We start from the raw sequence: 22,564 nt of genomic DNA on the forward strand, positions 1-22,564 counted from the left end.
GGAAACGCAAAATGAACCAGGAACTGACAACCAACCCGTTCAACCCGCTGGCCGCCCCCAAGGTGTTCGACGAGATCAAAGTCTCGCTTGCCAGCCCGGAACGGATCCTTTCGTGGTCGTATGGCGAGATCAAAAAGCCCGAGACCATCAACTATCGTACCTTCAAGCCCGAGCGTGACGGTCTGTTCTGTGCCCGTATCTTTGGCCCGGTCAAAGACTACGAATGTCTGTGCGGTAAATATAAGCGCATGAAGTATCGCGGCGTTGTCTGCGAGAAATGTGGTGTCGAAGTTACCCTTCAGAAAGTACGCCGCGAGCGTATGGGCCATATCGAGCTGGCAGCCCCTGTCGCTCACATCTGGTTCCTGAAGTCGCTGCCGTCGCGCATCGGCCTCATGCTGGACATGACCCTGCGTGATCTGGAACGCATCCTGTACTTCGAAAACTACGTTGTGATCGAGCCGGGTCTGACGGACCTTCAGTATGGTCAGCTGATGACCGAAGAAGAGTTCATGGACGCCCAGGACACCTATGGCATGGACGCCTTCACCGCCAATATCGGTGCTGAAGCCATCCGCGAAATGCTGTCGGCGATCGATCTGGAAGCCGAAGCCGAGCAGCTGCGCGCTGATCTGGCCGAAGCCACTGGCGAACTGAAGCCCAAGAAGATCATCAAACGTCTGAAGATCGTTGAGTCGTTCATCGAGTCGGGCAACCGCCCCGAGTGGATGATCCTGACCGTGATCCCGGTCATCCCGCCAGAGCTGCGCCCGCTGGTGCCGCTGGATGGTGGCCGTTTCGCGACCTCGGATCTGAACGATCTGTATCGCCGCGTGATCAACCGGAACAACCGTCTGAAGCGTCTGATCGAGCTGCGCGCCCCTGACATCATCGTCCGCAACGAAAAGCGGATGCTGCAGGAATCCGTCGACGCTCTGTTCGACAACGGCCGTCGTGGCCGCGTGATCACTGGCGCCAACAAGCGCCCGCTGAAATCGCTGTCGGACATGCTGAAAGGTAAGCAGGGTCGCTTCCGTCAAAACCTTTTGGGTAAGCGCGTCGACTTCTCGGGCCGTTCGGTCATTGTGACCGGCCCGGAATTGAAGCTGCACCAATGTGGTCTGCCGAAGAAGATGGCACTCGAGCTGTTCAAGCCGTTCATCTATTCGCGCCTTGAAGCCAAAGGCCTGTCTTCCACCGTGAAGCAAGCCAAGAAACTGGTGGAAAAAGAGCGTCCCGAAGTTTGGGATATCTTGGACGAAGTGATCCGCGAACACCCCGTTATGCTGAACCGTGCACCTACGCTGCACCGTCTTGGTATTCAGGCGTTCGAACCGGTTCTGATCGAAGGTAAAGCCATCCAGCTGCACCCGCTGGTCTGTTCGGCGTTCAACGCTGACTTCGACGGTGACCAGATGGCTGTACACGTACCGCTGTCGCTGGAAGCCCAGCTGGAAGCCCGTGTCCTGATGATGTCGACGAACAACGTTCTGTCGCCGGCCAACGGCGCACCGATCATCGTTCCGTCGCAGGATATGATCTTGGGTCTCTACTACATCTCGATGGAACGCGAAGGCATGAAGGGTGAAGGCATGGTCTTCTCCGACGTGGACGAAGTGATCCACGCCTTGGACGCTGGTGAAGTGCATCTGCACGCCAAAGTTCAGGCGCGTCTGCCGCAGGTAGACGAAGAGGGTAACACCGTCATGGTTCGCTTTGAAACCACGCCGGGCCGTATCCGTCTGGGCGCACTTCTGCCGCAGAACAACAAGGCGCCGTTCGAACTGGTGAACCGCCTTCTGCGTAAGAAAGAAGTGCAGCAGGTCATCGACACCGTCTACCGTTACTGCGGTCAGAAAGAGTCGGTTATCTTCTGTGACCAGATCATGTCGATGGGCTTCAAAGAAGCGTTCAAGGCTGGCATCTCGTTCGGTAAGGACGACATGGTTATCCCGGACACCAAATGGCCGATCGTGGATGAAACCCGCGATCAGGTTAAAGGGTTCGAACAGCAGTACATGGACGGTCTGATCACGCTGGGCGAGAAGTACAACAAAGTTGTCGACGCCTGGTCGAAGTGTAACGACAAAGTCACCGACGCTATGATGGACACCATCTCGGCCAACAAGCGCGCTGAAGATGGCTCGGAAATGGAACCGAACTCGGTTTACATGATGGCCCACTCGGGTGCGCGTGGCTCGGTTACGCAGATGAAGCAGCTGGGCGGCATGCGCGGCCTGATGGCCAAGCCTTCGGGCGAGATTATCGAAACGCCGATTATCTCGAACTTTAAAGAAGGTCTGACCGTGCTTGAGTACTTCAACTCGACCCACGGTGCCCGTAAGGGTCTGTCGGATACCGCTCTGAAAACCGCGAACTCGGGTTACCTGACCCGTCGTCTGGTTGACGTGGCACAGGACTGCATCGTGCGCGAGCAGGACTGCGGCACCGAGAACTCGATCACCGCAGAAGCTGCTGTGAACGACGGTGAAGTTGTGGCGTCGTTGGCGGAACGCATTCTGGGTCGTGTTGCGGCCGAGGACGTTCTGGTTCCGGGCACCGAAGAAGTTCTGGTTGCCAAGAACGAGATCATCGACGAACGCAAAGCCGACGCCGTGGAAGAGGCTGGCCTGACCGCCATCCGCATCCGCAGCCCGCTGACCTGTGAAAGCGAAGAAGGCGTCTGCGCCAACTGCTACGGTCGTGATCTGGCCCGCGGTACCAAGGTGAACATCGGTGAAGCCGTCGGCATTATCGCTGCTCAGTCGATCGGTGAACCCGGCACGCAGCTGACCATGCGTACGTTCCACATTGGTGGTGTTGCGCAAGGTGGCCAGCAGTCGTTCCAGGAAGCCAACCAGGAAGGCAAGATCGAGTATCGCAATGCGTCGGTACTGGAAAACCGTGACGGCGAAATCGTCGTTATGGGCCGCAACATGGTTATGGCCATCATGGGCGACAACGGTGAAGAGCGTGCCTCGTTCAAGATCGGCTACGGTTCGAAACTGTTTGTCAAAGACGGTGCCGATGTGGCCCGCGGCGACAAGCTGTTCGAATGGGACCCGTTCACTCTGCCGATGATTGCTGAAAAGGACGGTACGGTTAAGTTCGTCGACCTGATCAGCGGTATTTCGGTTCGTGACGTTACCGATGACGCAACCGGTATGACACAGAAGATCGTGTCGGACTGGCGTTCGGCGCCGAAAGGCAACGAGCTGAAGCCGGAAGTGATCTTGGTGGCCGAGGATGGCGAGCCGGTCCGCAACGATGCGGGCAATCCGGTGACCTACACCATGTCGGTTGACGCCATTCTGTCGGTTGAAGATGGCACCAAGATCAAAGCTGGTGACGTTGTTGCGCGTATCCCGCGTGAAGGCGCCAAGACCAAGGACATCACCGGTGGTCTGCCGCGTGTTGCTGAACTGTTCGAAGCCCGTCGTCCGAAAGATCACGCAATCATCGCCGAAATCGATGGCTACGTGCGCTTTGGCCGCGACTACAAGAACAAGCGTCGCATCTCGATCGAGCCCGCGGATGAGTCGATGGAAACCGTTGAATACATGGTGCCCAAAGGCAAACACATCCCGGTTGCCGAAGGGGACTTCATCCAGAAGGGTGAATACCTGATGGACGGCAACCCGGCGCCGCACGACATCCTGTCCATTATGGGTGTCGAGGCTTTGGCCGACTACATGATCGACGAAGTTCAAGACGTGTATCGTCTGCAAGGCGTGAAGATCAACGACAAGCACATCGAAGTGATCGTGCGCCAGATGCTGCAGAAATGGGAGATCCTGGACTCGGGTGAAACCACGCTGCTGAAAGGCGAGCACGTCGATAAGGCCGAATACATGGCTGCGAACGAAAAAGCCGCCGCCGAAGGGCGTCGTCTGGCCTCGGCCGAGCCGATCCTTCTGGGGATCACCAAGGCTTCGCTGCAGACCCGTTCGTTCATCTCGGCTGCGTCGTTCCAGGAAACCACCCGCGTTCTGACCGAAGCTTCGGTTCAGGGCAAACGCGACAAGCTGGTTGGCCTGAAAGAGAACGTGATCGTGGGTCGTCTGATCCCGGCTGGTACTGGTGGGGCAACTCAGCAGGTTCGCGCCATCGCTCAGAAGCGCGACCAGAAGGTGATCGAAGAAGCCCGCGCCGAGGCAGAAGCCGCAGCTGCACTTGCTGCTCCGGTCGAGGATGTGTTCGGCGATGCGCCAGAAGACGATCTGGGTCTGGTCGATACCCCGGAAATGGGTGGCGACGAGCAGCCCTGATTAGTGCTGACATAAGATTTGGAAGGCCCCGCATTTTGCGGGGCTTTTCTTTTTGGGCTTGGCGTGTTCGGGAAACGCTGATTAGGTGGCCGAACGCATTCAAGGAAATTACTCCACCATGCCCTCGGACAATTTCAAAGCCGCCGCGCTGATGACCGGTTCCATGGCCGGCTACACGTTTAACGACGCCTGCATGAAGGTGTTGTCGGTGACGATGCCGCTGGAACAGGCAGTGTTCTTGCGCGGTGTGGTGACCTGTGTGCTGCTATACATACTGGGACGATATCTGGGCACGATGCGGTTCAACTTATCGGCGCGGGAATGGAAGTTGATCGGTCTGCGCTGTGTCGGGGAAATGGGGGCAACCTATTGCTTTCTGACCGCGCTGTTTCATATGCCAATCGCCAATGTCACGGCGATCCTGCAGGTGTTGCCTTTGGTGATCGCTTTGGCCGCGTGGGCATTTCTGTCCGAGCCCCTAGGGTGGCGGAGACTTGCGGCCATTGGCGTGGGGTTCGTCGGCGTGCTTCTGATTATCCAACCCGGCGCGGGGTTCTCGGTCTGGTCGCTCTATGCGCTGGCCGCGGTCGGCTTCATCACTTTCCGCGATTTGGTGGTGCGCAAACTGTCGCCCGAGACACCGTCGATGACCGTGGCGATCATGGCGGCGATCTCGATTACCATTGGGTTTGGCGTCGCATCAATCGGGGTCGAGTGGGCGCCGCTTGACGGATTGGGCGCGTCGATGTTGGGTTTGGCGGCCTTCTTCATTTTCCTGGGTTACCTTTTCTCGGTCATGGTGATGCGGGTGGGCGACATCGCTTTCGCAGCGCCCTTCCGCTATACTGGTCTGATCTGGGCGCTGATCCTTGGCTTGGTTCTGTTCAACGAGTGGCCGAACCAGCTGACCCTGATCGGTGCTGCGATTGTTGTCGGCACCGGTCTGTTCACCTTGTTCCGTGAACGCAAGGCTGCGCAACGCTGACCGGGCAGGGGTTGCTGGCTTGGGAAAGCCTTGTAATTCAGGGCGTGCTGTTGACAGTACCATCGCAACCCCTTATACGCGCGAGCATCCAGCTGGGTGTAACCCGGCTATCCAAGTATTGAGGGATCAAGTTCGGGCTACTTTGAAGCGCCGATCCTCTGTGAACCAACCGCGACGTTTGCCTCGGAATGGAAACGCTCGCGGGTTTTCGTTTTGTGGGTTGTCATAATCCTGAAACGCGAAACAGATTTAACCGCGTGGGGGCGTCCCTGCGTAGACTGAGTTGAGAAACGGGAAAAGAGCCCTATGCCAACGATCCAACAGCTGATCCGCAAGCCGCGTCAGCCCAAAGTCAAGCGTTCCAAGTCGCAGCACCTGGAATCTTGCCCCCAGAAGCGCGGTGTATGTACCCGCGTTTACACCACGACCCCGAAAAAGCCGAACTCGGCTATGCGTAAAGTTGCGAAGGTTCGCCTGACCAACGGTTTCGAGGTTATCTCCTACATCCCCGGTGAAAGCCACAACCTTCAGGAGCACTCGGTGGTTCTGATCCGTGGTGGTCGTGTGAAAGACCTTCCGGGTGTCCGCTACCACATCCTGCGTGGTGTTCTGGATACCCAGGGCGTCAAAGACCGTAAGCAACGTCGTTCGAAATACGGCGCCAAGCGTCCGAAGTAAGGAGAGTCAGATATGTCTCGTCGTCACGCCGCTGAGAAGCGCCAGGTCCTGCCCGATGCCAAATTTGGTGATGTGGTTCTGACCAAGTTCATGAACAACCTGATGATCGATGGTAAAAAATCGGTTGCAGAAAAAATCGTCTATAACGCGCTGGATCGCGTTGAAGACAAAGTCAAGCGTGCCCCCGTGGAAGTGTTCCACGAAGCGCTGGACAACGTAAAACCGTCGGTCGAAGTTCGCTCGCGCCGCGTAGGTGGTGCCACCTACCAGGTTCCGGTTGAAGTTCGCCCCGAGCGCCGCGAAGCTCTGGCCATCCGTTGGCTGATCACCGCCGCTCGTAACCGCAACGAGAACACCATGGAAGAGCGTCTTGCTGGCGAACTTCTGGACGCTGTGAACTCGCGCGGTACCGCCGTTAAGAAGCGCGAAGACACTCACAAAATGGCCGACGCGAACAAAGCGTTCAGCCATTACCGCTGGTAACGCCAAGGAAGGACGAACACCATGGCACGCGAATATCCGCTCGAGCTGTACCGCAACTTCGGTATTATGGCTCACATCGATGCAGGTAAAACCACCTGCTCCGAGCGTATCCTGTACTACACCGGCAAATCCCACAACATCGGTGAGGTGCACGATGGTGCAGCCACCATGGACTGGATGGAGCAGGAGCAGGAACGCGGGATCACCATCACCTCGGCTGCGACGACCACTTTCTGGGAACGCACCGAAGACGGTGAAACTGCTCAGACGCCCAAGCACCGCATGAACATCATCGACACCCCCGGCCACGTTGACTTCACCATTGAAGTTGAGCGTTCGCTGGCGGTTCTCGATGGCGCTGTCTGTGTTCTGGACGCCAACGCTGGTGTTGAGCCCCAGACCGAAACCGTGTGGCGTCAGGCTGACCGCTACAAGGTTCCGCGTATGGTGTTCGTCAACAAGATGGACAAGATCGGCGCTGACTTCTTCAACTGTGTTGAGATGATCGAAGACCGCACCGGCGCCCGCGCCGTACCGGTTGGCATTCCGATCGGTGCAGAAACCGAGCTGGAAGGTCTGATCGACCTGGTAAACATGGAAGAATGGCTGTGGCAGGGTGAAGACCTTGGCGCATCGTGGGTTCGTGTTCCGATCCGCGACGAGCTGTCGGACATGGCCAACGAGTGGCGCGAGAAGATGATCGAAGCCGCCGTCGAGCAAGACGACGACGCGATGGAAGCCTATCTGGAAGGCAACGAACCTGACGTACCGACCCTGCGCGCTCTGCTGCGCAAAGGTACTCTGGCACTGGACTTCGTTCCGGTTCTGGGTGGTTCGGCTTTCAAAAACAAAGGTGTCCAGCCGCTGCTGAACGCTGTAATCGACTATCTGCCCAGCCCGCTGGACGTTGTTGATTACATGGGCTTTAAACCCGGTGACGAAACTGAAACCCGTGACATCGCCCGCCGTGCGGACGACGACATGGCTTTCTCGGCGCTGGCGTTCAAAATCATGAACGACCCCTTCGTTGGCTCGCTGACCTTTACCCGCATCTACTCGGGTGTCCTGAACAAAGGCGACACGCTTTTGAACTCGACCAAAGGTAAGAAAGAGCGCGTTGGTCGTATGATGATGATGCACTCGAACGATCGTGAAGAAATCACGGAAGCGTTCGCAGGTGACATTATCGCACTGGCCGGTCTGAAAGACACCACCACAGGTGACACGCTTTGCGCCGTCAACGATCCGGTGGTTCTGGAAACCATGACCTTCCCCGACCCCGTTATCGAGATCGCGGTTGAGCCTAAAACCAAGGCTGACCAAGAGAAGATGTCGCAAGGTCTGGGCCGTCTGGCTGCTGAAGACCCCTCGTTCCGTGTGGAAACTGACATCGAAAGCGGTCAGACCATCATGAAGGGCATGGGCGAACTTCACCTGGACATCCTGGTGGACCGTCTGAAGCGCGAGTTCAAAGTGGAAGCCAACATTGGTGCCCCGCAGGTTGCTTACCGCGAGACCATCTCGAAAGCGATCGAGCACACCTACACCCACAAGAAACAGTCGGGTGGTTCGGGTCAGTACGCTGAAGTCAAAATGGAAATCATGCCGACTGAAGCGGGCGAAGGCTATTCGTTCGAAAGCCGCATCGTTGGTGGTGCAGTTCCGAAGGAATACATCCCCGGTGTTGAAAAAGGCATCAACTCGGTTATGGATAGCGGCCCCCTGGCTGGCTTCCCCGTAATCGACTTCAAGGTTGCCTTGAACGACGGTAAGTTCCACGACGTTGACTCGTCGGTTCTGGCCTTCGAAATCGCTGCACGTATGTGTATGCGCGAAGGTATGCGTTTGGCTGGCGCCAAGCTGCTGGAACCGATCATGAAAGTGGAAGTGATCACGCCCGAGGAATACACCGGTGGTATCATCGGTGACCTGACCTCGCGTCGTGGTCAAGTGTCTGGCCAAGAGCCGCGCGGCAACGCCGTAGCGATCGACGCCAACGTTCCGCTGGCAAACATGTTCGGCTACATCAACACGCTGCGCTCGATGTCTTCGGGCCGTGCGCAGTTCACGATGCAGTTCTCGCATTACGACCCGGTTCCGCAGAACATCTCGGACGAAATTCAGGCGAAATACGCCTAATCGAAATAGCCGGGCAGTGACCCATTACTGCCCGGCCCCTCAGATTAACAGGAGGCCATCATGGCTAAGGAAAAGTTTGAACGCGGTAAACCGCACGTTAACATCGGCACGATTGGTCACGTTGACCACGGCAAGACGACGCTGACGGCAGCTATCACCAAATTCTTTGGTGACTTCAAAGCATACGACGAGATCGACGGTGCACCGGAAGAAAAAGCCCGCGGCATCACCATCTCGACTGCTCACGTTGAGTACGAGACCGAGAACCGCCACTATGCGCACGTTGACTGCCCCGGCCACGCCGACTACGTCAAAAACATGATCACCGGTGCGGCCCAGATGGACGGCGGCATTCTGGTTGTGAACGCAGCTGACGGCCCCATGCCGCAGACCCGCGAGCACATCCTGCTGGCGCGTCAGGTTGGTGTACCTGCGCTGGTAGTCTTCATGAACAAAGTTGACCAGGTAGACGACGAAGAGCTGCTCGAGCTGGTTGAGATGGAAGTTCGTGAACTGATGAACGAATACGACTTCCCGGGCGACGACATGCCGATCATTGCTGGTTCGGCTCTGGCCGCTATGGAAGGCAAGAACCCGGAAATCGGTGAAGAGAAAATCCGCGAGCTGATGGCTGCTGTGGACGAGTACATCCCGACCCCGGATCGTCCGGTTGACGGCGACTTCCTGCTGCCGATCGAAGACGTGTTCTCGATCTCGGGCCGTGGTACTGTTGTAACCGGTCGTGTTGAGCGTGGCGTTGTTAACGTTGGCGACGAAATCGAAATCGTTGGCATCAAAGACACTCAGAAAACCACCTGTACCGGTGTTGAAATGTTCCGCAAGCTGCTGGATCGCGGTGAAGCAGGCGACAACGTTGGTGTTCTGCTGCGCGGTATCGACCGTGAAGCTGTTGAGCGTGGCCAGGTTCTGTGTAAGCCGGGTTCGGTTAACCCGCACACCAAGTTCGAAGCCGAGGTCTACATCCTGACCAAGGAAGAAGGCGGCCGTCACACGCCGTTCTTCGCGAACTACCGTCCGCAGTTCTACTTCCGTACCACCGACGTGACCGGTACTGTTGAGCTGCCTGCTGGTACCGAAATGGTTATGCCGGGCGACAACCTGAAGTTCAACGTCGAGCTGATCGCTCCGATCGCCATGGAAGAGAAGCTGCGCTTCGCGATCCGTGAAGGCGGCCGCACCGTTGGTTCGGGCGTTGTCTCGAAGATCATCGACTAAGAACGCCCAGCGTTCTTAGGGCGACCGGTGAATTGGCCCAGCCAGTTCACCAAGAGCCTGAGAAGATAAGAAAAGGGCTGCCACCAGGCGGCCCTTTTTGCGTTGGGGGGGCATATTATGAGATGTTGAAACTCGGAGATTTTCAATTTAGGCGTGTCGAGGGAATTTTGAACGGACACAAATATGCGCAAACTTTTGGTAGCACTTTTCTATAGCGCGACGGTTTTTTCAGGCCTCTTCACTGGCGCTGCGTTTCTTCACGCGGATTGGTCTGTGTACTTGATGCCTTCGATTTTGGTATTTGCCACAAGTTTGATCTCGCTGCTCAGGCTTCTGAAGCCAAAAGAACGGCGTGTAACGCGTGCGAAAAGGCGGGCGGTTGTAGACGGCTCGAATGTCATGCACTGGCAAAATGGAGAGCCATGTTTCGAACCGCTGCACGATGTCGTGGGTGAGCTTAAGAAGCGTGGGTTTGCTCCGGGCGTTATATTTGACGCCAACGCGGGATACTTGCTGGTGGGCAAGTATCAGGATGATGACAAGCTGGCACAGCGGTTGAAGCTGCCCGAAGATTCGGTTGTTGTGGTATCGAAGGGAAGTTCGGCGGATCCGATCATTCTTGAGGCCGCGCGGGATATGAAGGCCATCATTGTAACCAACGATCGATATCGCGACTGGGCTGAAGATTTTTCAGAACTTCACGAACCGGGTTTCCTCATTCGGGGCGGATACAAATCTGGAAAACTGTGGCTGGATGGCAAGATTGATGCGGCGCAGAAGCCAGACTAAGCCGCCTGATCGGGCGTGTTTCAGTCGATGGGGGCTGGTCACGTCACGAAATCAGAGCATGTCTCTTGCTGGTTTGCATCGAACTTTGGCCGAACATCCGCAAACACACGCTTAAGATCCCCATTTTCAAAGAAACGTATTGCAATTTCCCCTCCAGCCCCCCATTTGCACAGTGCTAACGTTTTTCTTTTTCGACCAACTGTCTCCTACCTTGGCGCTCAGTCTTTCGATCCAGACCGACCTCGCCAGGCCGCTGCACTTCCGCGAGCGGCAACTCAAATAGGAGACTACGGATATGGCCAATGGCACCGTAAAATGGTTCAACGCAACTAAAGGCTTCGGCTTCATCGCACCGGAAACCGGCGGCAAAGACGTGTTTGTACACATCTCGGCTGTTGAGCGTTCGGGCCTGACCGGCCTGGCTGATGACCAGAAAGTAACATTCGACGTTGAAGCAGGCCGTGACGGTCGCGAGTCGGCTGTGAACATCGAACTGGCATAAGCTTTTCGAATACAGTTTTGAAACGCGGCTCTCACCCGAGGGCCGCGTTTTGCGTTTCAGGGTGAATGTGGGTTTACCCCTTGCCACACCCCCAAATCCCCTCTATTACGCGCGAGTTCGCTGGGGAAAGCGGCTGTGGCGGGATTCGGTCCCGCTTTTCGTTTTCCTTGGGTTCGACGAGGGCAGTTGGAATGAGCCAGCTGTCGTCCTATCAACTCTCTGCCTGAAAGGGCGAATGCTATGACAAGTCAAAACATTCGTATCCGTCTGAAGGCGTTTGACTATCGTGTGCTGGATGCGTCCACACAAGAAATCGTCAACACCGCCAAACGCACGGGTGCACAGGTGCGCGGTCCCATTCCGCTGCCGAACAAGATTGAGAAGTTCACGGTTCTTCGTGGTCCTCACATCGACAAGAAATCCCGCGACCAGTTCGAGATCCGCACGCACAAGCGTCTGCTCGACATCGTTGACCCGACCCCGCAGACTGTGGACGCGCTGATGAAGCTCGACCTGGCTGCCGGCGTTGACGTCCAGATCTCGGTCTAAGGAGGGTATCACAGATGCGCTCTGGTATTATCGCGAAAAAAGTGGGCATGACCCGCTTGTTCATGGAAGACGGCAAGCAGATCCCTGTGACCGTTCTTCAACTGGAAAACCTGCAGGTTGTTGCCAACCGCACCGACGAGACCGACGGTTACACCGCCGTTCAGCTGGGTGCTGGTGAAGCAAAAGCCAAACGCACCTCGAAGCCGATGCGCGGCTACTTCGCCAAAGCTGGCGTTGCCCCCAAGCGCAAACTGGTCGAGTTCCGCGTTCCGGCTGAAAACCTGATCGCCGTTGGCGAAGAGATCTCGGCCGAGCACTATGTTGAAGGTCAGAAGGTCGACGTTGCAGGCACTTCGATTGGTAAAGGCTTTGCCGGTGCCATGAAGCGTCACAACTTCGGCGGTCTGCGCGCGACACACGGTGTTTCGATCAGCCACCGTTCGCACGGTTCGACTGGTCAGTGTCAGGATCCCGGTAAGGTTTTCAAAGGCAAGAAAATGGCCGGCCACATGGGTTCGGTTCGTGTGACCACTCAAAACCTGGAAGTCGTGAAGACCGATGCCGATCGTGGCCTGGTGTTCATCAAGGGCGCTGTCCCCGGCTCGAAAGGTGGATGGGTCACCGTTAAGGATGCCGTGAAAAAGAAGCTGCCCGAGAACGTACCGTTCCCGGCTGCTCTGAAATCGGCTGCAACCGAAGCACCGGCTGAAGAAGCCCCTGCGGAAGGTGGTGAAGCATGAAACTTGATGTAATCAAACTTGACGGCGGCAAAGCCGGTTCGGTTGATCTGGACGAGGCCCTGTTCGGCCTTGAGCCGCGCGCAGACATTCTGCACCGTGTGGTTCGTTGGCAGCGTAACAACGCACAAGCCGGCACCCACAAGGTGAAGACGCGTTCGGAAACTTCCTACTCGACCAAGAAGATCTATCGCCAGAAGGGCACCGGCGGCGCACGTCACGGTGACCGTAACGCACCGATCTTCCGTAAAGGTGGTATCTACAAAGGTCCGACCCCGCGTTCGCACGGCCACGACCTGACCAAGAAATTCCGTAAGCTGGGTCTGAAGCACGCCCTGTCCGCCAAAGCGCAAGCTGGCGAACTGGTTGTGATCGAGGACGCTGCCTCGGAAGGTAAAACCGCCGCCCTGGCCAAACAGGTCAAAGACCTGGGCTGGAAACGTGCTCTGGTTATCGACGGTGCCGAGGTAAACGAGAACTTTGCACGCGCTGCAAAGAACATCGAAGGCCTGGACATCCTGCCGACCATGGGCGCCAACGTCTATGACATCCTGAAGCGTGACACTCTGGTGCTCACCAAAGCAGGTGTCGAAGCTCTGGAGGCTCGCCTGAAATGACCGATAAAGCTGCACTCTATGACGTGATCCGCAAGCCGATCATCACCGAAAAAGCCACTATGGCTTCGGAGAACGGCGCCGTGGTTTTCGAAGTCGCTATCGACTCGAACAAGCCGCAGATCAAAGAAGCTGTTGAAGCCCTGTTTGGTGTGAAGGTGAAAGCCGTCAACACCACCATCACCAAGGGTAAAGTCAAACGCTTCCGTGGTCAGATCGGTAAGCGTAAAGACGTCAAAAAAGCCTATGTTACCCTGGAAGAGGGCAACACGATCGACGTGTCCACCGGACTGTGATCGTCGGCTTGATCCGATAAAGAAAGCCCCTGCCGCAAGGTGGGGGCTTTTTTCGTTTCTAGGTCTGGTCAGATTTGGGTAGATGTATCCACCAGAGAAAGAAATTTTGAAAGTACGCTGAGCGGATGTGCCAGTATGTCTGCCGCTGATTTCTGGGACGAGATTGCCAAGGGCGACGGGATCGACAGTTTCTCGGTCACGCTTGGGGCGTCGCGTGTTGCGCAGTTGCAAGCGAGGCGGCGCGCCTTTTAAAAAGGACATCTCAGCGCCTGTTTCGCCGGTACTACAGTTTGAGCGCTTCAGGTTCCTGAATTCCATTTTAGAGTACGCACTGCATGCAGGCCCCTCGTTCAATGCCTCATAACGCCAGAACACCACGTGGCAGCTTTGCGGTGTGTAGTTTGGTGCGCGAAACGCTGCCAGATATGTGTCGCTTTGTTACGCACTATCTGCGCGCCGGTGCCGAGCATATCTACATCAATTTTGATGGCTCGCAGGCAGAGGCGAGCGAGCATATCGCGGCCTTTGCAGATGTGGAAGCTGTGACCATCGCGGTGTGCGATGCGGAATTTTGGCAAAAGACCTATCCAAAAGAAAGCGTTCCCAAACTGGTGCCGAAGCAGATCGCGGTTCGGAAGATTGCGATCGGTTTGAACCAATCGGATTGGCTGTTGTTTTGTGACGCGGGTGAGTTCGTTGTGGGCGACGAAATGCTGGGCACTGTTCTGTCGCGTCTACCCAATGACTGCCCCGGGGTTGTCATCAGGAATAGCGAGGCCGTTTGGGGGGGGGCGTGGTTCCGGACGCGCTTAGATGCCACGTCTCGATCGTTGGGGGCCGCAAGGTGGATCGTCTGGACGACCTCCTTCCAGCCGGGAATGCGAATATCAGGATCGTGCATTTCGACGCCATTGGCTATGACCGCTGGCGTGCGAAGTGGGAAGGCCGCATTTCTGGCCGCGCAATTCCAAGCTCTGGAGTGCCTGCGCGTCTCAGGCAATGGGCGATGATAGCGGATGCATTTGAAGCAGACAGAGGAGAGCAGCTATTCAGGCGTTTTAACTCTCTGAACCGATGGCAGCAGTTTATCCTGACGCGGCTGGGGCTTTTGACACGCATTTGGAGCTAGAGCGTTTCCAGATTCGAATCAGGCTGCATTCTCCGTCTCTTGCCTCCGGTTCGAACGCGATTGCGTCCCCATACGATTCAGGAATTCCTGAAAACGCTTTAATCCCGCACACACGCGCTTTTGACTCGTTTTGCCCGAAACCCTAGGTAGTGTGGAAGAGTTCGACGAGTGATTCATTCTGATACGAGGACTGCTAATGTTAACCCGCCGCCACTTTGTCATTACGACGGCCACGATGTTTTCCGGCCCCATCGCGTCGCCCCTGCTGGCGCAAGAGACAGCGACGCCCGAGGTTGCGCCCGAGCCCGCTGCACCAGCGGCCCCGGTCGAGGTCAAGCGCCGTCCGGTGTCCAACTCGGCCATGTGGAACAGCTATGATGCGCGTGTGACGCCTGCCAATTACGATCCCATGACCTCGAACCCGTGGGGGCTGAAGCCGCGGTTGCTGCCGCAGATCGTGCAAGCCAATGATGGGTTGACGCCCGGCGATATCCATGTGGATGCGGTGGCGCGATACCTCTATCACATCCGCGACGACGGCACCGCGATGCGCTATGGCGTCGCGATTGGTCGCAGCGGTCTGTACGAACCCGGCGTCTTTACCGTCGGCCGCAAGACCAAATGGCCGACTTGGATCCCGACCAAGGACATGATCGAGCGCGAGCCGCACAAGTATAAGAAATACGAAGATGGCATGGACGGAGGCCCGTCGAACCCGCTCGGATCGCGCGCGCTTTACCTGTACGAAGGCCGCCGTGATACCTATCTGCGCATCCACGGCTCGCCGCAGCCGCGCTCGATTGGTTCGCGCGCCAGCTCGGGCTGCGTGCGGATGGTGATGGCGCATATTATCGGTCTGTATGATCAGGTCGAAACCGGCGTGACCGCGCATCTGTATCCGGCGTGATCCAGACCCCATAAACGAAATCGGGCGGCCCCATCTGGCCGCCCGTTTCTGTTCTGAGGCAGGCCTTATGCGTCCTGCTTAATGCAGATCGGGCGTCCCTTCTTGGTGCGTAGCGGGATGTAGGTCGTCTCGACCGGGCCAACGTGCCGGTACATCAGACAGCCATCACGAGCATCTACGCGAAGGTCACTGGTGTCCTGCCCCGGTGCCACGGTCTCGGCCACATCGGCTGGCAGCGTCACACGTTTCTTCAGGTTCGGATCCATGTTCACCACGCCCGAGGGCGTCACACAGCCCGACAGCCCAAACGCGGCAACCCCCGCTAAAATAACTAGGTTCTTCATTACGCTCTTCCAAAAGTTCTGTTGGCGAGAGGATGGGGGATTTTGGGGGCGAAGGGAAGGGGCCTCGTTTGCGTCATGGGGCTGGGGAAGGGTCGAACGGTCAAGATGATGCCTCCACTGGCGATACGGCCCGCTGATAAAGGTGCCATGTCGTGTGGCCAAGGATGGGTAGCGTGAAGATCAGGCCAAAGAACGCGGACGCCAGTGACAGCAGGATGGTGACCGAGATGATCGCCGCCCATGTCAGCATGGTCACCGGGTTTTCGGTGACGACGCGGACGGATGTCAGCATGGCGGTCACGAAATCGACCTCGCGGTCCAGAAGCAGGGGCATGGCGACCACGGTGACCGAGAAGAGGACCGCTGACAGGATCGCGCCCGCACCTGTGCCGATGGCAAGGAAGGTCCAGCCCTCGGGTGTGAAGAACACGGCGGTCAGGAACCCATCCATGCTGGAAAACGAGGCGTCCTGCAGGATGATCGCTAGCCAGAGGCGGATTTGGTACATCCACACCCAGAAGACGAAGAGGGTGACGAAGGCCATCCAGCCCATCTCGCGTTTGCTTTGACGGGCCATGACGGTCAGGATCTCGGACCAGCCGAAGCTTTCGCCTTTCTGACGCCGGCGCGACATTTCATAAAGCCCGGCGGCGGCGAAGGGGGCGACCAGAGGGAAGCCGACCATGGCCGGGATGATCATCCAGATATAACCCAGCCAGACCAGGCACCAGACGAACAGAATGCCGAAGACCGCGTAGAACAGACCGAAAAAGCCGCTCATGATCGGGCGGGCCAGAAAGTCCGAGAAGCCAGCCCTAAGCGACGCCGAGATATCCGCAGCGGTCACAATGTTGACCTCGATCTCGGTTTGTGGATGCGGGCTTGGCGGTGTGGTGTCTGTGGTCTTGGATGTCAAAGCGAAGTTCTCCCTTTAAGGGTTCCGCGCTGACCGCCTGTTGGTAGGTCCGGCTGCGAAACGGAACCCCCTCGTTTGTATACATGTTTGCATAGCCCGCGGTTTCGGGGCAAGAGAGGGTGAAGGTCGCGCAAAGGGCACGGCGCAGAGCCTTACGATAAAGGGCGAACGGTTCGAAATGAATCCGCGTTGGCCCTTGCCACGTCCCCCCAACCCTGATAGATCGCGCAAGTCGTGTGGCCTCGGATTCGTTCCGGGGCCCGTGACATTTTGAACTTGGGGACCTTCGGGGCCCTATAACATCCGGGCAAACCATTTGCCCGCACATGCAAACGGAAGACAGTAAACATGGCACTTAAGTCGTACAAACCGACGACGCCGGGCCAGCGTGGGCTGGTTCTGATCGACCGTTCGGAGCTGTGGAAAGGACGTCCTGTCAAAGCCTTGACTGAGGGTTTGACAAAATCGGGCGGCCGGAACAACACCGGACGGATCACGTCGCGCCGCCGAGGTGGTGGTGCGAAGCGTCTCTATCGTATCGTTGACTTCAAACGTAACAAACTTGACGTCGCAGCTACGGTTGAACGGATCGAATATGACCCCAACCGTACCGCCTTCATCGCCCTCGTGAAATACGAAGACGGCGAGCAGGCGTACATCCTGGCACCGCAGCGTCTGGCTGTTGGTGACACCATCGTTGCTTCGGCTAAAGCCGACGTAAAGCCGGGTAACGCTATGCCGTTCTCGGGCATGCCGATCGGTACCATCATCCACAACATCGAACTGAAACCGGGCAAGGGCGGCCAGATCGCTCGTGCAGCTGGTACCTATGCTCAGTTCGTTGGTCGTGACGGTGGCTACGCTCAGATCCGCCTGTCGTCGGGCGAACTGCGCATGGTACGTCAGGAATGCATGGCCACCGTTGGTGCCGTGTCGAACCCTGACAACTCGAACCAGAACTACGGTAAAGCCGGTCGTATGCGCCACAAAGGCATCCGTCCGTCGGTCCGTGGTGTTGTTATGAACCCGGTCGATCACCCGCACGGTGGTGGTGAGGGTCGTACCTCTGGTGGTCGTCACCCGGTTACTCCTTGGGGTAAGCCGACCAAAGGTGCACGTACCCGCAACAAGAACAAGGCGTCGTCGAAGCTGATCATCCGCTCGCGTCACGCCAAGAAGAAGGGCCGCTAAGATATGGCACGTTCTGTCTGGAAAGGCCCTTTTGTCGACGCTTACGTCCTCAAAAAAGCCGAAAAGACCCGCGAGTCGGGCAAAAACGAGGTCATCAAGATCTGGTCGCGTCGTTCGACCATCTTGCCCCAGTTCGTGGGTTTGACCTTTGGCGTCTATAACGGCCAAAAGCACGTTCCCGTGCTGGTGACCGAAGACATGATCGGCCAGAAGTTCGGTGAATATTCGCCGACCCGTACCTACTACGGTCACGCCGCCGACAAAAAAGCGAAGAGGAAATAAGCCATGGGTAAGGATAAGAATCCCCGCCGCGTGGCCGAGAACGAAGCAATGGCGAAAACCCGCATGCTTCGTACGTCCCCGCAGAAACTGAACCTGGTCGCGCAAATGATCCGTGGCAAGAAAGTTGATCGTGCTCTGACCGATCTGACTTTCTCGAACAAGCGGATCGCTCAGGACGTGAAGAAATGCCTTCAGTCCGCGATTGCGAACGCCGAGAACAACCACAACCTGGACATCGACGAACTGATCGTTGCCGAGGCCTATGTGGGCAAAAACCTGACCATGAAACGCGGTCGTCCGCGCGCCCGTGGTCGTTTCGGCAAGATCATGAAGCCGTTCTCGGAGCTCACCATCAAGGTGCGTCAAATTGAGGAGCAAGCCTAATGGGTCATAAGGTAAATCCGATCGGCATGCGTCTTCAGGTCAACCGCACCTGGGATAGCCGCTGGTACGCAGACACGAAAGACTACGGTGATCTTCTTCTGGAAGACCTGAAAATTCGTGACTTCATCAAGACCGAATGCAAGCAGGCTGGTATCAGCCGTGTGATCATCGAACGCCCGCACAAGAAGTGCCGCGTTACGATCCACACTGCTCGTCCCGGTGTGATCATTGGCAAGAAAGGTGCGGACATTGAAGGTCTGCGCAAGAAAATCGCCAACATCACCGACTCGGAACTGCACCTGAACATCGTCGAAGTTCGTAAGCCCGAACTGGACGCTGCCCTGGTTGCAGAATCGATCGCTCAGCAGCTGGAACGTCGTGTGTCCTTCCGTCGTGCCATGAAGCGCGGTGTGCAGAACGCAATGCGTATGGGCGCCCTGGGCATCCGTATCAACGTTGCTGGCCGTCTTGGCGGTGCTGAAATCGCGCGTACCGAATGGTACCGCGAAGGTCGTGTGCCGCTGCACACCCTGCGCGCTGACATCGACTATGCACATGCAGAAGCTATGACGCCTTACGGCATCATCGGTATCAAAACCTGGATCTTCAAAGGCGAAATCATGGAGCACGATCCTGCTGCTCGTGATCGTCGTCAAGCTGAACTCCAGGAAGGTCCCGCGCCCCGTGGCGCCGGCGGCCGTCGCTAAGGAGATATGATCAATGCTTCAGCCTAAGCGTACAAAATTCCGCAAGATGCACAAAGGTCGGATCAAAGGTCTGGCCAAGGGTGGTTCGGATCTGAACTTCGGTTCGTATGGTCTGAAAGCTCTCGAGCCTGAGCGTGTAACCGCACGTCAGATCGAAGCTGCCCGTCGTGCCATGACGCGTCACATGAAGCGTCAGGGTCGTGTATGGATCCGCATCTTCCCGGACACCCCGGTAACCGCCAAGCCCATCGAAGTTCGTATGGGTAAAGGTAAAGGTTCCGTGGACCGTTGGACCTGCAAAGTTAAGCCGGGCCGCGTTATGTTCGAGATCGACGGCGTCAATGACGACGTTGCTCGCGAAGCTCTGCGCCTTGCTGCCATGAAACTGCCGATCAAATCGCGCGTCGTGGTTCGTGAGGACTGGTAAGTTTCGCTAACGCGAAATTGCTAGTGTTAAGAATAAAAACCCCCGTCGAGAAATCGGCGGGGGTTTTTGTTTTGGTAGTGCGATTTCCAGTCCAGCAATTCAGAGTTGTAAATTTTTCATCGCGAGGATACTTGAGGTGGCAAGCATTTGAAGTGGATGGGTTCCTCATGAAGCACAGTATTCTTTTCCTAGCAGTCGCGTGCATGTCCGTAGCGCTATCTGGATGTAATACGACTGAGCAGGCGAACGCTGTTCTGGAACAAAAATATCAGGGAACGCAGGTAGACGCATTCTTTCTGCAATACGGCCCACCGGTTCGCTCGTTCAGAACCAAGTCCGGAGAAAGCATCTATATCTGGGCAGAAGAGGCGAAGAACTACTATATTCCACCAACTGCCAGCACTTCTATAAACACCTATGGGACGACTTCTTATGCGACCACCAATTTCTACGGAGGTGGATCAATCAATGTGCAGTGTCAGCTGAAAGTTATCGCCGACCGTCGTGGGGTGATTAAAGAGATTATCGCACACAAAGATACGATCGGTGATTGGGATCTAAGCCGTTGTCATGAGGTGTTTGGGAAAGAGAAGTGATAGTTCTTTGGCCCGGCGCTGTCGTGCCGGACCCTTTCTTTGAGAACGCCTGCCCTACTACCCGCCACATCGGGGCTTTCTGCCTGCCTCCTATTTCCTGATTGCACTTTGCCCCAAAACCACTGATCTCAGGGGGGAAGGACATGCATGCGAATGGAAGGACAGGGCATGATTGAACGTATTGAAACCGGGGTGCGCTCCTCGAAAATCGTGAAGTACAAGGGCATCGCCTATATCACCGGTCAGGTGGGCGAGGGCGAAACCATTCAAGAGCAGACCGCAGAATGCTTGCGTCGTCTGGATGCCCTGCTGGAAAAAGCCGGATCGTCGCGCGAACACATGCTGCGCGCCACCATTTGGCTGGCAGATATGAGCGACTTTGCAGGACTGAACGAGGTCTGGAACGCGTGGGTTCCCGAGGGGCACGCGCCTGCGCGCGCCTGCGGTGAAGCCAAGTTGGCCCGGCCCGAGTTGAAGGTCGAAATCATCGTAGACGCGGCGTACGAAGAGTAATCTCGTGTCTGCGCGATCTTAAAGAAGGGCAGCCGGTATCCGCCGTTTGCCCTTTTCTTTCGAAGCCGTCTACGCCCTGATGAAATTGCGCCGAGTGGGTAGGCTAAACGCCGACCCTGAACACCCCAATGGCCTCTTCCAGCTGGGTCTCTTCATAACCGAAATGCGAGTGCACCACGGTTTCCAATTGCCGAAACACCGCGCGGGCTTCGTCGAACTTCTCGGTGTCCACCTCGAACATCAGCGCCATGGCGGCGCGTTCCAGTCGGACCAGAAGTTCATGCACGACCTTGTGCTCTTCCTTCAGCCGGTCGACGACCGCACGTAGGGCATCGTTGCCTTGCCCGGCCAGTTGCGGGAACAGGCTGTATTCCTCGGCGTCGTGGTGAAAGTTCAGCACTTTGCATTCCCGCCCACAGAGCGAGCCGAACTGCCGGACGTTTTGTGCGAACTCGGCCGATGTCACCGCGTCTGATAGGTCGCGCCCCGAGGCCTCACCCGCCTCGATCCGATCCAGCACGATGCCGATCCGGCCTACATCATTCAGATGCATCCTATGGATGGCCGCCAACCGCCGCCCCATGTGCCGATCCGTGTCCGTCGCGTCGGGCAGGGCGGGCATGGTCGGGCGGGTGCCGTAGTCGACCGTCAGGTCGGCAAGGGGTGTGGTGCTGAGTGTGCTCATGATGTCCTCGGTCGCGGCGCAATGCAGAGCAGATAGGTGCCGCGCCGAGGATTGCAACTTCGCGGGTTAGCGCAGCAGCTCGTCCATCAGGCCGATGATCTCGAGAATTTGGAACGTGGTGGGATCCGCGCGATAGATCATCTCGCCCACGCGATAGTAGCTGTACTCGGGATCAAGGCGGTAGCGGTCATAATCCGTGATGGGACGATAGTCATAATCATGAACGTAATCCCCCTCTTTCGGTTTCGCCAATCCGGGCGGGACGCAGGGCGGGTTCTTCTTGGCGAGCCCCGGAGGGCAGCCACCGTTTCCGACGCCGTTGCCTTTTCCATTCCCTGCGAAAGAGGCGCCCGCCATCATGGGCAATAGGGCGAGGATCAGGGCGGCTTTAAGGGGTGTTTTCATGGTCATTCCCGTGTTGCAGAGTGTGTCGCGTGTTGAGCATGATGCTATCCGCACCGCCAGTGTTATCCAATATCAGTGGGATCTGGCGCGGGGATTTGCCGATCTTGGCAGGTCAAAAGCAAAACCGCGCCGGGTGGGCGCGGTTTGGTGTCGTTCGATGGGAGAGGCGCGGGCCGTTACTCGCCCCACTTGTAATTAAAGCTCACCGACAGGCGCTCTTCCTCGCCGGTGTTCTGCATCACCTCGTGGCGCAGCCAGCTTTCCCACAGCAGCACGTCACCCTCGGACGGACGCTTGGTGATGAAGCTCTGCAGCTCTTCGCGCGCGTTTTTGTGGCGGGGCGGGGCGGCCATCATGCGGGCGTGGCGCGGGTCTTCGTACCGCAGGGCACCGGCACCTTCGGGCAGGGCCAGATAAGTGGTGCCGGAAATGACCGAATGCGGATGGATATGCGCCGAGTGATAGCCGCCGGGCGGCAGGATGTTGATCCAGATATCCTCGAGCACCAATTCACGCCCATCCAGATTGAATTCCAGATCCTCGGCAAAGGCGGCGACGTGCTTGTCCAGGCTGTCGACCAGATCCTTGAAGATCGGGAAGCGCCAGGGCAGGTCGGTCAGGGAGGCGTAAGAGGTGTAACCGGGATAACCCTCGGCCTCGCACCATTCCTGCCCCGCCTCGTCATCCTCGGCGATGGAATAGCAGCTGTCATAAAGCTCGTCTTGGCTGACCTTGGGGTCAAACTCGGACAGTTGAGCATGGTAAAGGCGGGTCACGAAGAGGGAAGAGATATTGGCCATGA

The 22,564-nt window shown here is 57.1% G+C and carries 26 protein-coding genes; 21 read left to right on the forward strand and 5 right to left on the reverse strand.

Annotated features, from left to right (window positions below; all coding sequences use genetic code 11):
• The first annotated feature begins 11 nt into the window (after positions 1–11).
• The 14 genes from rpoC (at position 12) to G0Q00_RS15410 (ending at position 15,312) form a co-directional block, all read left to right on the forward strand.
• Positions 12–4,268: a DNA-directed RNA polymerase subunit beta' gene (gene rpoC, locus G0Q00_RS15345; protein WP_163040937.1), complete on the forward strand. Its 4,257-nt coding sequence runs from the start codon at positions 12–14 to the stop codon at positions 4,266–4,268.
• Between the two features lie 118 nt (positions 4,269–4,386).
• Positions 4,387–5,253: a DMT family transporter gene (locus tag G0Q00_RS15350; protein ID WP_163040939.1), complete on the forward strand. Its 867-nt coding sequence runs from the start codon at positions 4,387–4,389 to the stop codon at positions 5,251–5,253.
• A gap of 306 nt (positions 5,254–5,559) precedes the next feature.
• Positions 5,560–5,931 (forward strand): 30S ribosomal protein S12, encoded by a 372-nt coding sequence (rpsL, locus tag G0Q00_RS15355; RefSeq protein ID WP_008182915.1) that lies wholly within the window; start codon positions 5,560–5,562, stop codon positions 5,929–5,931.
• Between the two features lie 12 nt (positions 5,932–5,943).
• Positions 5,944–6,414 carry a 30S ribosomal protein S7 gene (rpsG, locus tag G0Q00_RS15360; RefSeq protein WP_163040941.1) on the forward strand — a complete coding sequence of 157 codons (471 nt, stop codon included), beginning with the start codon at positions 5,944–5,946 and terminating at the stop codon, positions 6,412–6,414.
• Between the two features lie 21 nt (positions 6,415–6,435).
• On the forward strand, positions 6,436–8,553 hold the full coding sequence (gene fusA, locus G0Q00_RS15365; RefSeq protein ID WP_163040943.1) for an elongation factor G: 2,118 nt from the start codon (positions 6,436–6,438) through the stop codon (positions 8,551–8,553).
• 60 nt (positions 8,554–8,613) lie between these two features.
• A complete protein-coding gene (tuf, locus tag G0Q00_RS15370; protein ID WP_163040919.1) occupies positions 8,614–9,789 on the forward strand; it encodes an elongation factor Tu in 1,176 nt (391 codons plus the stop codon).
• Between the two features lie 183 nt (positions 9,790–9,972).
• Positions 9,973–10,578 carry a hypothetical protein gene (locus tag G0Q00_RS15375; RefSeq protein WP_239058495.1) on the forward strand — a complete coding sequence of 202 codons (606 nt, stop codon included), beginning with the start codon at positions 9,973–9,975 and terminating at the stop codon, positions 10,576–10,578.
• Positions 10,579–10,873: 295 nt separating this feature from the next.
• A complete protein-coding gene (locus G0Q00_RS15380) occupies positions 10,874–11,080 on the forward strand; it encodes a cold-shock protein (protein ID WP_163040945.1) in 207 nt (68 codons plus the stop codon).
• A 240-nt stretch (positions 11,081–11,320) separates the two neighbouring features.
• Positions 11,321–11,629, forward strand: a complete 309-nt coding sequence (gene rpsJ / locus G0Q00_RS15385; RefSeq protein WP_163040947.1) for a 30S ribosomal protein S10 — start codon at positions 11,321–11,323, stop codon at positions 11,627–11,629.
• 14 nt (positions 11,630–11,643) lie between these two features.
• Positions 11,644–12,369, forward strand: coding sequence for a 50S ribosomal protein L3 (rplC, locus tag G0Q00_RS15390; protein ID WP_163040948.1), 726 nt, complete (start codon positions 11,644–11,646; stop codon positions 12,367–12,369).
• The gene (gene rplD, locus G0Q00_RS15395; RefSeq protein ID WP_163040950.1) at positions 12,366–12,983 is read left to right on the forward strand and encodes a 50S ribosomal protein L4; all 618 of its coding nucleotides are present in this window, start codon (positions 12,366–12,368) and stop codon (positions 12,981–12,983) included. Before rplC ends, rplD begins: the two co-directional genes overlap by 4 nt.
• A complete protein-coding gene (locus tag G0Q00_RS15400; RefSeq protein ID WP_163040952.1) occupies positions 12,980–13,276 on the forward strand; it encodes a 50S ribosomal protein L23 in 297 nt (98 codons plus the stop codon). Before rplD ends, G0Q00_RS15400 begins: the two co-directional genes overlap by 4 nt.
• Positions 13,277–13,629: 353 nt before the next feature.
• Positions 13,630–14,286, forward strand: a complete 657-nt coding sequence (locus G0Q00_RS15405; RefSeq protein WP_163040954.1) for a glycosyltransferase family 2 protein — start codon at positions 13,630–13,632, stop codon at positions 14,284–14,286.
• A 315-nt stretch (positions 14,287–14,601) separates the two neighbouring features.
• Positions 14,602–15,312 (forward strand): L,D-transpeptidase, encoded by a 711-nt coding sequence (locus G0Q00_RS15410; RefSeq protein ID WP_163040956.1) that lies wholly within the window; start codon positions 14,602–14,604, stop codon positions 15,310–15,312.
• A gap of 65 nt (positions 15,313–15,377) precedes the next feature.
• On the opposite strand, the gene G0Q00_RS15415 is transcribed toward G0Q00_RS15410, so the two are convergent.
• On the reverse strand, positions 15,378–15,656 hold the full coding sequence (locus G0Q00_RS15415) for a hypothetical protein (RefSeq protein ID WP_163040958.1): 279 nt from the start codon (positions 15,654–15,656) through the stop codon (positions 15,378–15,380).
• Between the two features lie 100 nt (positions 15,657–15,756).
• Positions 15,757–16,572, reverse strand: coding sequence for a DUF2189 domain-containing protein (locus tag G0Q00_RS15420; RefSeq protein ID WP_163040960.1), 816 nt, complete (start codon positions 16,570–16,572; stop codon positions 15,757–15,759).
• A gap of 348 nt (positions 16,573–16,920) precedes the next feature.
• Between G0Q00_RS15420 and rplB the strand changes: the two genes are divergently transcribed.
• The 7 genes from rplB (at position 16,921) to G0Q00_RS15455 (ending at position 20,672) form a co-directional block, all read left to right on the forward strand.
• On the forward strand, positions 16,921–17,763 hold the full coding sequence (gene rplB, locus G0Q00_RS15425; protein ID WP_163040962.1) for a 50S ribosomal protein L2: 843 nt from the start codon (positions 16,921–16,923) through the stop codon (positions 17,761–17,763).
• A 3-nt stretch (positions 17,764–17,766) separates the two neighbouring features.
• Complete coding sequence (gene rpsS, locus G0Q00_RS15430; RefSeq protein ID WP_108857556.1) at positions 17,767–18,045, forward strand: 30S ribosomal protein S19; 279 nt, start codon at positions 17,767–17,769, stop codon at positions 18,043–18,045.
• 3 nt (positions 18,046–18,048) lie between these two features.
• Positions 18,049–18,429, forward strand: coding sequence for a 50S ribosomal protein L22 (gene rplV / locus G0Q00_RS15435; RefSeq protein ID WP_108857555.1), 381 nt, complete (start codon positions 18,049–18,051; stop codon positions 18,427–18,429).
• The gene (gene rpsC, locus G0Q00_RS15440) at positions 18,429–19,136 is read left to right on the forward strand and encodes a 30S ribosomal protein S3 (RefSeq protein ID WP_142854817.1); all 708 of its coding nucleotides are present in this window, start codon (positions 18,429–18,431) and stop codon (positions 19,134–19,136) included. The genes rplV and rpsC overlap by 1 nt, the downstream gene beginning before the upstream one ends.
• A 13-nt stretch (positions 19,137–19,149) precedes the next feature.
• Complete coding sequence (gene rplP / locus G0Q00_RS15445) at positions 19,150–19,563, forward strand: 50S ribosomal protein L16 (RefSeq protein WP_133484951.1); 414 nt, start codon at positions 19,150–19,152, stop codon at positions 19,561–19,563.
• Between the two features lie 167 nt (positions 19,564–19,730).
• The gene (locus tag G0Q00_RS15450) at positions 19,731–20,159 is read left to right on the forward strand and encodes a hypothetical protein (RefSeq protein WP_163040964.1); all 429 of its coding nucleotides are present in this window, start codon (positions 19,731–19,733) and stop codon (positions 20,157–20,159) included.
• 168 nt (positions 20,160–20,327) lie between these two features.
• A complete protein-coding gene (locus G0Q00_RS15455) occupies positions 20,328–20,672 on the forward strand; it encodes a RidA family protein (protein WP_163040966.1) in 345 nt (114 codons plus the stop codon).
• A 103-nt stretch (positions 20,673–20,775) separates the two neighbouring features.
• Here the strand turns inward: G0Q00_RS15455 and G0Q00_RS15460 are convergent, their stop codons facing one another.
• The 3 genes from G0Q00_RS15460 to G0Q00_RS15470 form a co-directional block, all read right to left on the reverse strand.
• The gene (locus G0Q00_RS15460; protein ID WP_163040968.1) at positions 20,776–21,357 is read right to left on the reverse strand and encodes a hemerythrin domain-containing protein; all 582 of its coding nucleotides are present in this window, start codon (positions 21,355–21,357) and stop codon (positions 20,776–20,778) included.
• 66 nt (positions 21,358–21,423) lie between these two features.
• Positions 21,424–21,762, reverse strand: a complete 339-nt coding sequence (locus G0Q00_RS15465; protein ID WP_239058497.1) for an excinuclease ABC subunit A — start codon at positions 21,760–21,762, stop codon at positions 21,424–21,426.
• 176 nt (positions 21,763–21,938) lie between these two features.
• Positions 21,939–22,562: a TIGR02466 family protein gene (locus tag G0Q00_RS15470; protein WP_163040970.1), complete on the reverse strand. Its 624-nt coding sequence runs from the start codon at positions 22,560–22,562 to the stop codon at positions 21,939–21,941.
• Positions 22,563–22,564: the final 2 nt, after the last annotated feature.

The organism is Aliiroseovarius sp. PrR006, from assembly GCF_010500215.1.
In the GTDB taxonomy this organism is placed as follows: domain Bacteria; phylum Pseudomonadota; class Alphaproteobacteria; order Rhodobacterales; family Rhodobacteraceae; genus Aliiroseovarius.

Excerpts from the sequence above, each read along its gene's own strand:
- G0Q00_RS15470 (WP_163040970.1), bottom strand. The coding sequence starts at position 22,562 with ATGGCCAATATCTCTTCCCTCTTCGTGACCCGCCTTTACCATGCTCAA.
- rpoC (WP_163040937.1), top strand. The coding sequence starts at position 12 with ATGAACCAGGAACTGACAACCAACCCGTTCAACCCGCTGGCCGCCCCC.
- rplP (WP_133484951.1), top strand. The coding sequence starts at position 19,150 with ATGCTTCAGCCTAAGCGTACAAAATTCCGCAAGATGCACAAAGGTCGG.
- G0Q00_RS15460 (WP_163040968.1), bottom strand. The coding sequence starts at position 21,357 with ATGAGCACACTCAGCACCACACCCCTTGCCGACCTGACGGTCGACTAC.
- rpsC (WP_142854817.1), top strand. The coding sequence starts at position 18,429 with ATGGGTCATAAGGTAAATCCGATCGGCATGCGTCTTCAGGTCAACCGC.
- rpsL (WP_008182915.1), top strand. The coding sequence starts at position 5,560 with ATGCCAACGATCCAACAGCTGATCCGCAAGCCGCGTCAGCCCAAAGTC.
- G0Q00_RS15380 (WP_163040945.1), top strand. The coding sequence starts at position 10,874 with ATGGCCAATGGCACCGTAAAATGGTTCAACGCAACTAAAGGCTTCGGC.
- rplD (WP_163040950.1), top strand. The coding sequence starts at position 12,366 with ATGAAACTTGATGTAATCAAACTTGACGGCGGCAAAGCCGGTTCGGTT.
- G0Q00_RS15450 (WP_163040964.1), top strand. The coding sequence starts at position 19,731 with ATGAAGCACAGTATTCTTTTCCTAGCAGTCGCGTGCATGTCCGTAGCG.
- rplV (WP_108857555.1), top strand. The coding sequence starts at position 18,049 with ATGGGTAAGGATAAGAATCCCCGCCGCGTGGCCGAGAACGAAGCAATG.
- tuf (WP_163040919.1), top strand. The coding sequence starts at position 8,614 with ATGGCTAAGGAAAAGTTTGAACGCGGTAAACCGCACGTTAACATCGGC.
- rpsJ (WP_163040947.1), top strand. The coding sequence starts at position 11,321 with ATGACAAGTCAAAACATTCGTATCCGTCTGAAGGCGTTTGACTATCGT.
- G0Q00_RS15400 (WP_163040952.1), top strand. The coding sequence starts at position 12,980 with ATGACCGATAAAGCTGCACTCTATGACGTGATCCGCAAGCCGATCATC.
- G0Q00_RS15410 (WP_163040956.1), top strand. The coding sequence starts at position 14,602 with ATGTTAACCCGCCGCCACTTTGTCATTACGACGGCCACGATGTTTTCC.
- G0Q00_RS15455 (WP_163040966.1), top strand. The coding sequence starts at position 20,328 with ATGATTGAACGTATTGAAACCGGGGTGCGCTCCTCGAAAATCGTGAAG.
- rpsS (WP_108857556.1), top strand. The coding sequence starts at position 17,767 with ATGGCACGTTCTGTCTGGAAAGGCCCTTTTGTCGACGCTTACGTCCTC.
- G0Q00_RS15350 (WP_163040939.1), top strand. The coding sequence starts at position 4,387 with ATGCCCTCGGACAATTTCAAAGCCGCCGCGCTGATGACCGGTTCCATG.
- fusA (WP_163040943.1), top strand. The coding sequence starts at position 6,436 with ATGGCACGCGAATATCCGCTCGAGCTGTACCGCAACTTCGGTATTATG.
- G0Q00_RS15375 (WP_239058495.1), top strand. The coding sequence starts at position 9,973 with ATGCGCAAACTTTTGGTAGCACTTTTCTATAGCGCGACGGTTTTTTCA.
- rplB (WP_163040962.1), top strand. The coding sequence starts at position 16,921 with ATGGCACTTAAGTCGTACAAACCGACGACGCCGGGCCAGCGTGGGCTG.
- G0Q00_RS15405 (WP_163040954.1), top strand. The coding sequence starts at position 13,630 with ATGCCTCATAACGCCAGAACACCACGTGGCAGCTTTGCGGTGTGTAGT.
- rpsG (WP_163040941.1), top strand. The coding sequence starts at position 5,944 with ATGTCTCGTCGTCACGCCGCTGAGAAGCGCCAGGTCCTGCCCGATGCC.
- G0Q00_RS15415 (WP_163040958.1), bottom strand. The coding sequence starts at position 15,656 with ATGAAGAACCTAGTTATTTTAGCGGGGGTTGCCGCGTTTGGGCTGTCG.
- G0Q00_RS15465 (WP_239058497.1), bottom strand. The coding sequence starts at position 21,762 with ATGAAAACACCCCTTAAAGCCGCCCTGATCCTCGCCCTATTGCCCATG.
- rplC (WP_163040948.1), top strand. The coding sequence starts at position 11,644 with ATGCGCTCTGGTATTATCGCGAAAAAAGTGGGCATGACCCGCTTGTTC.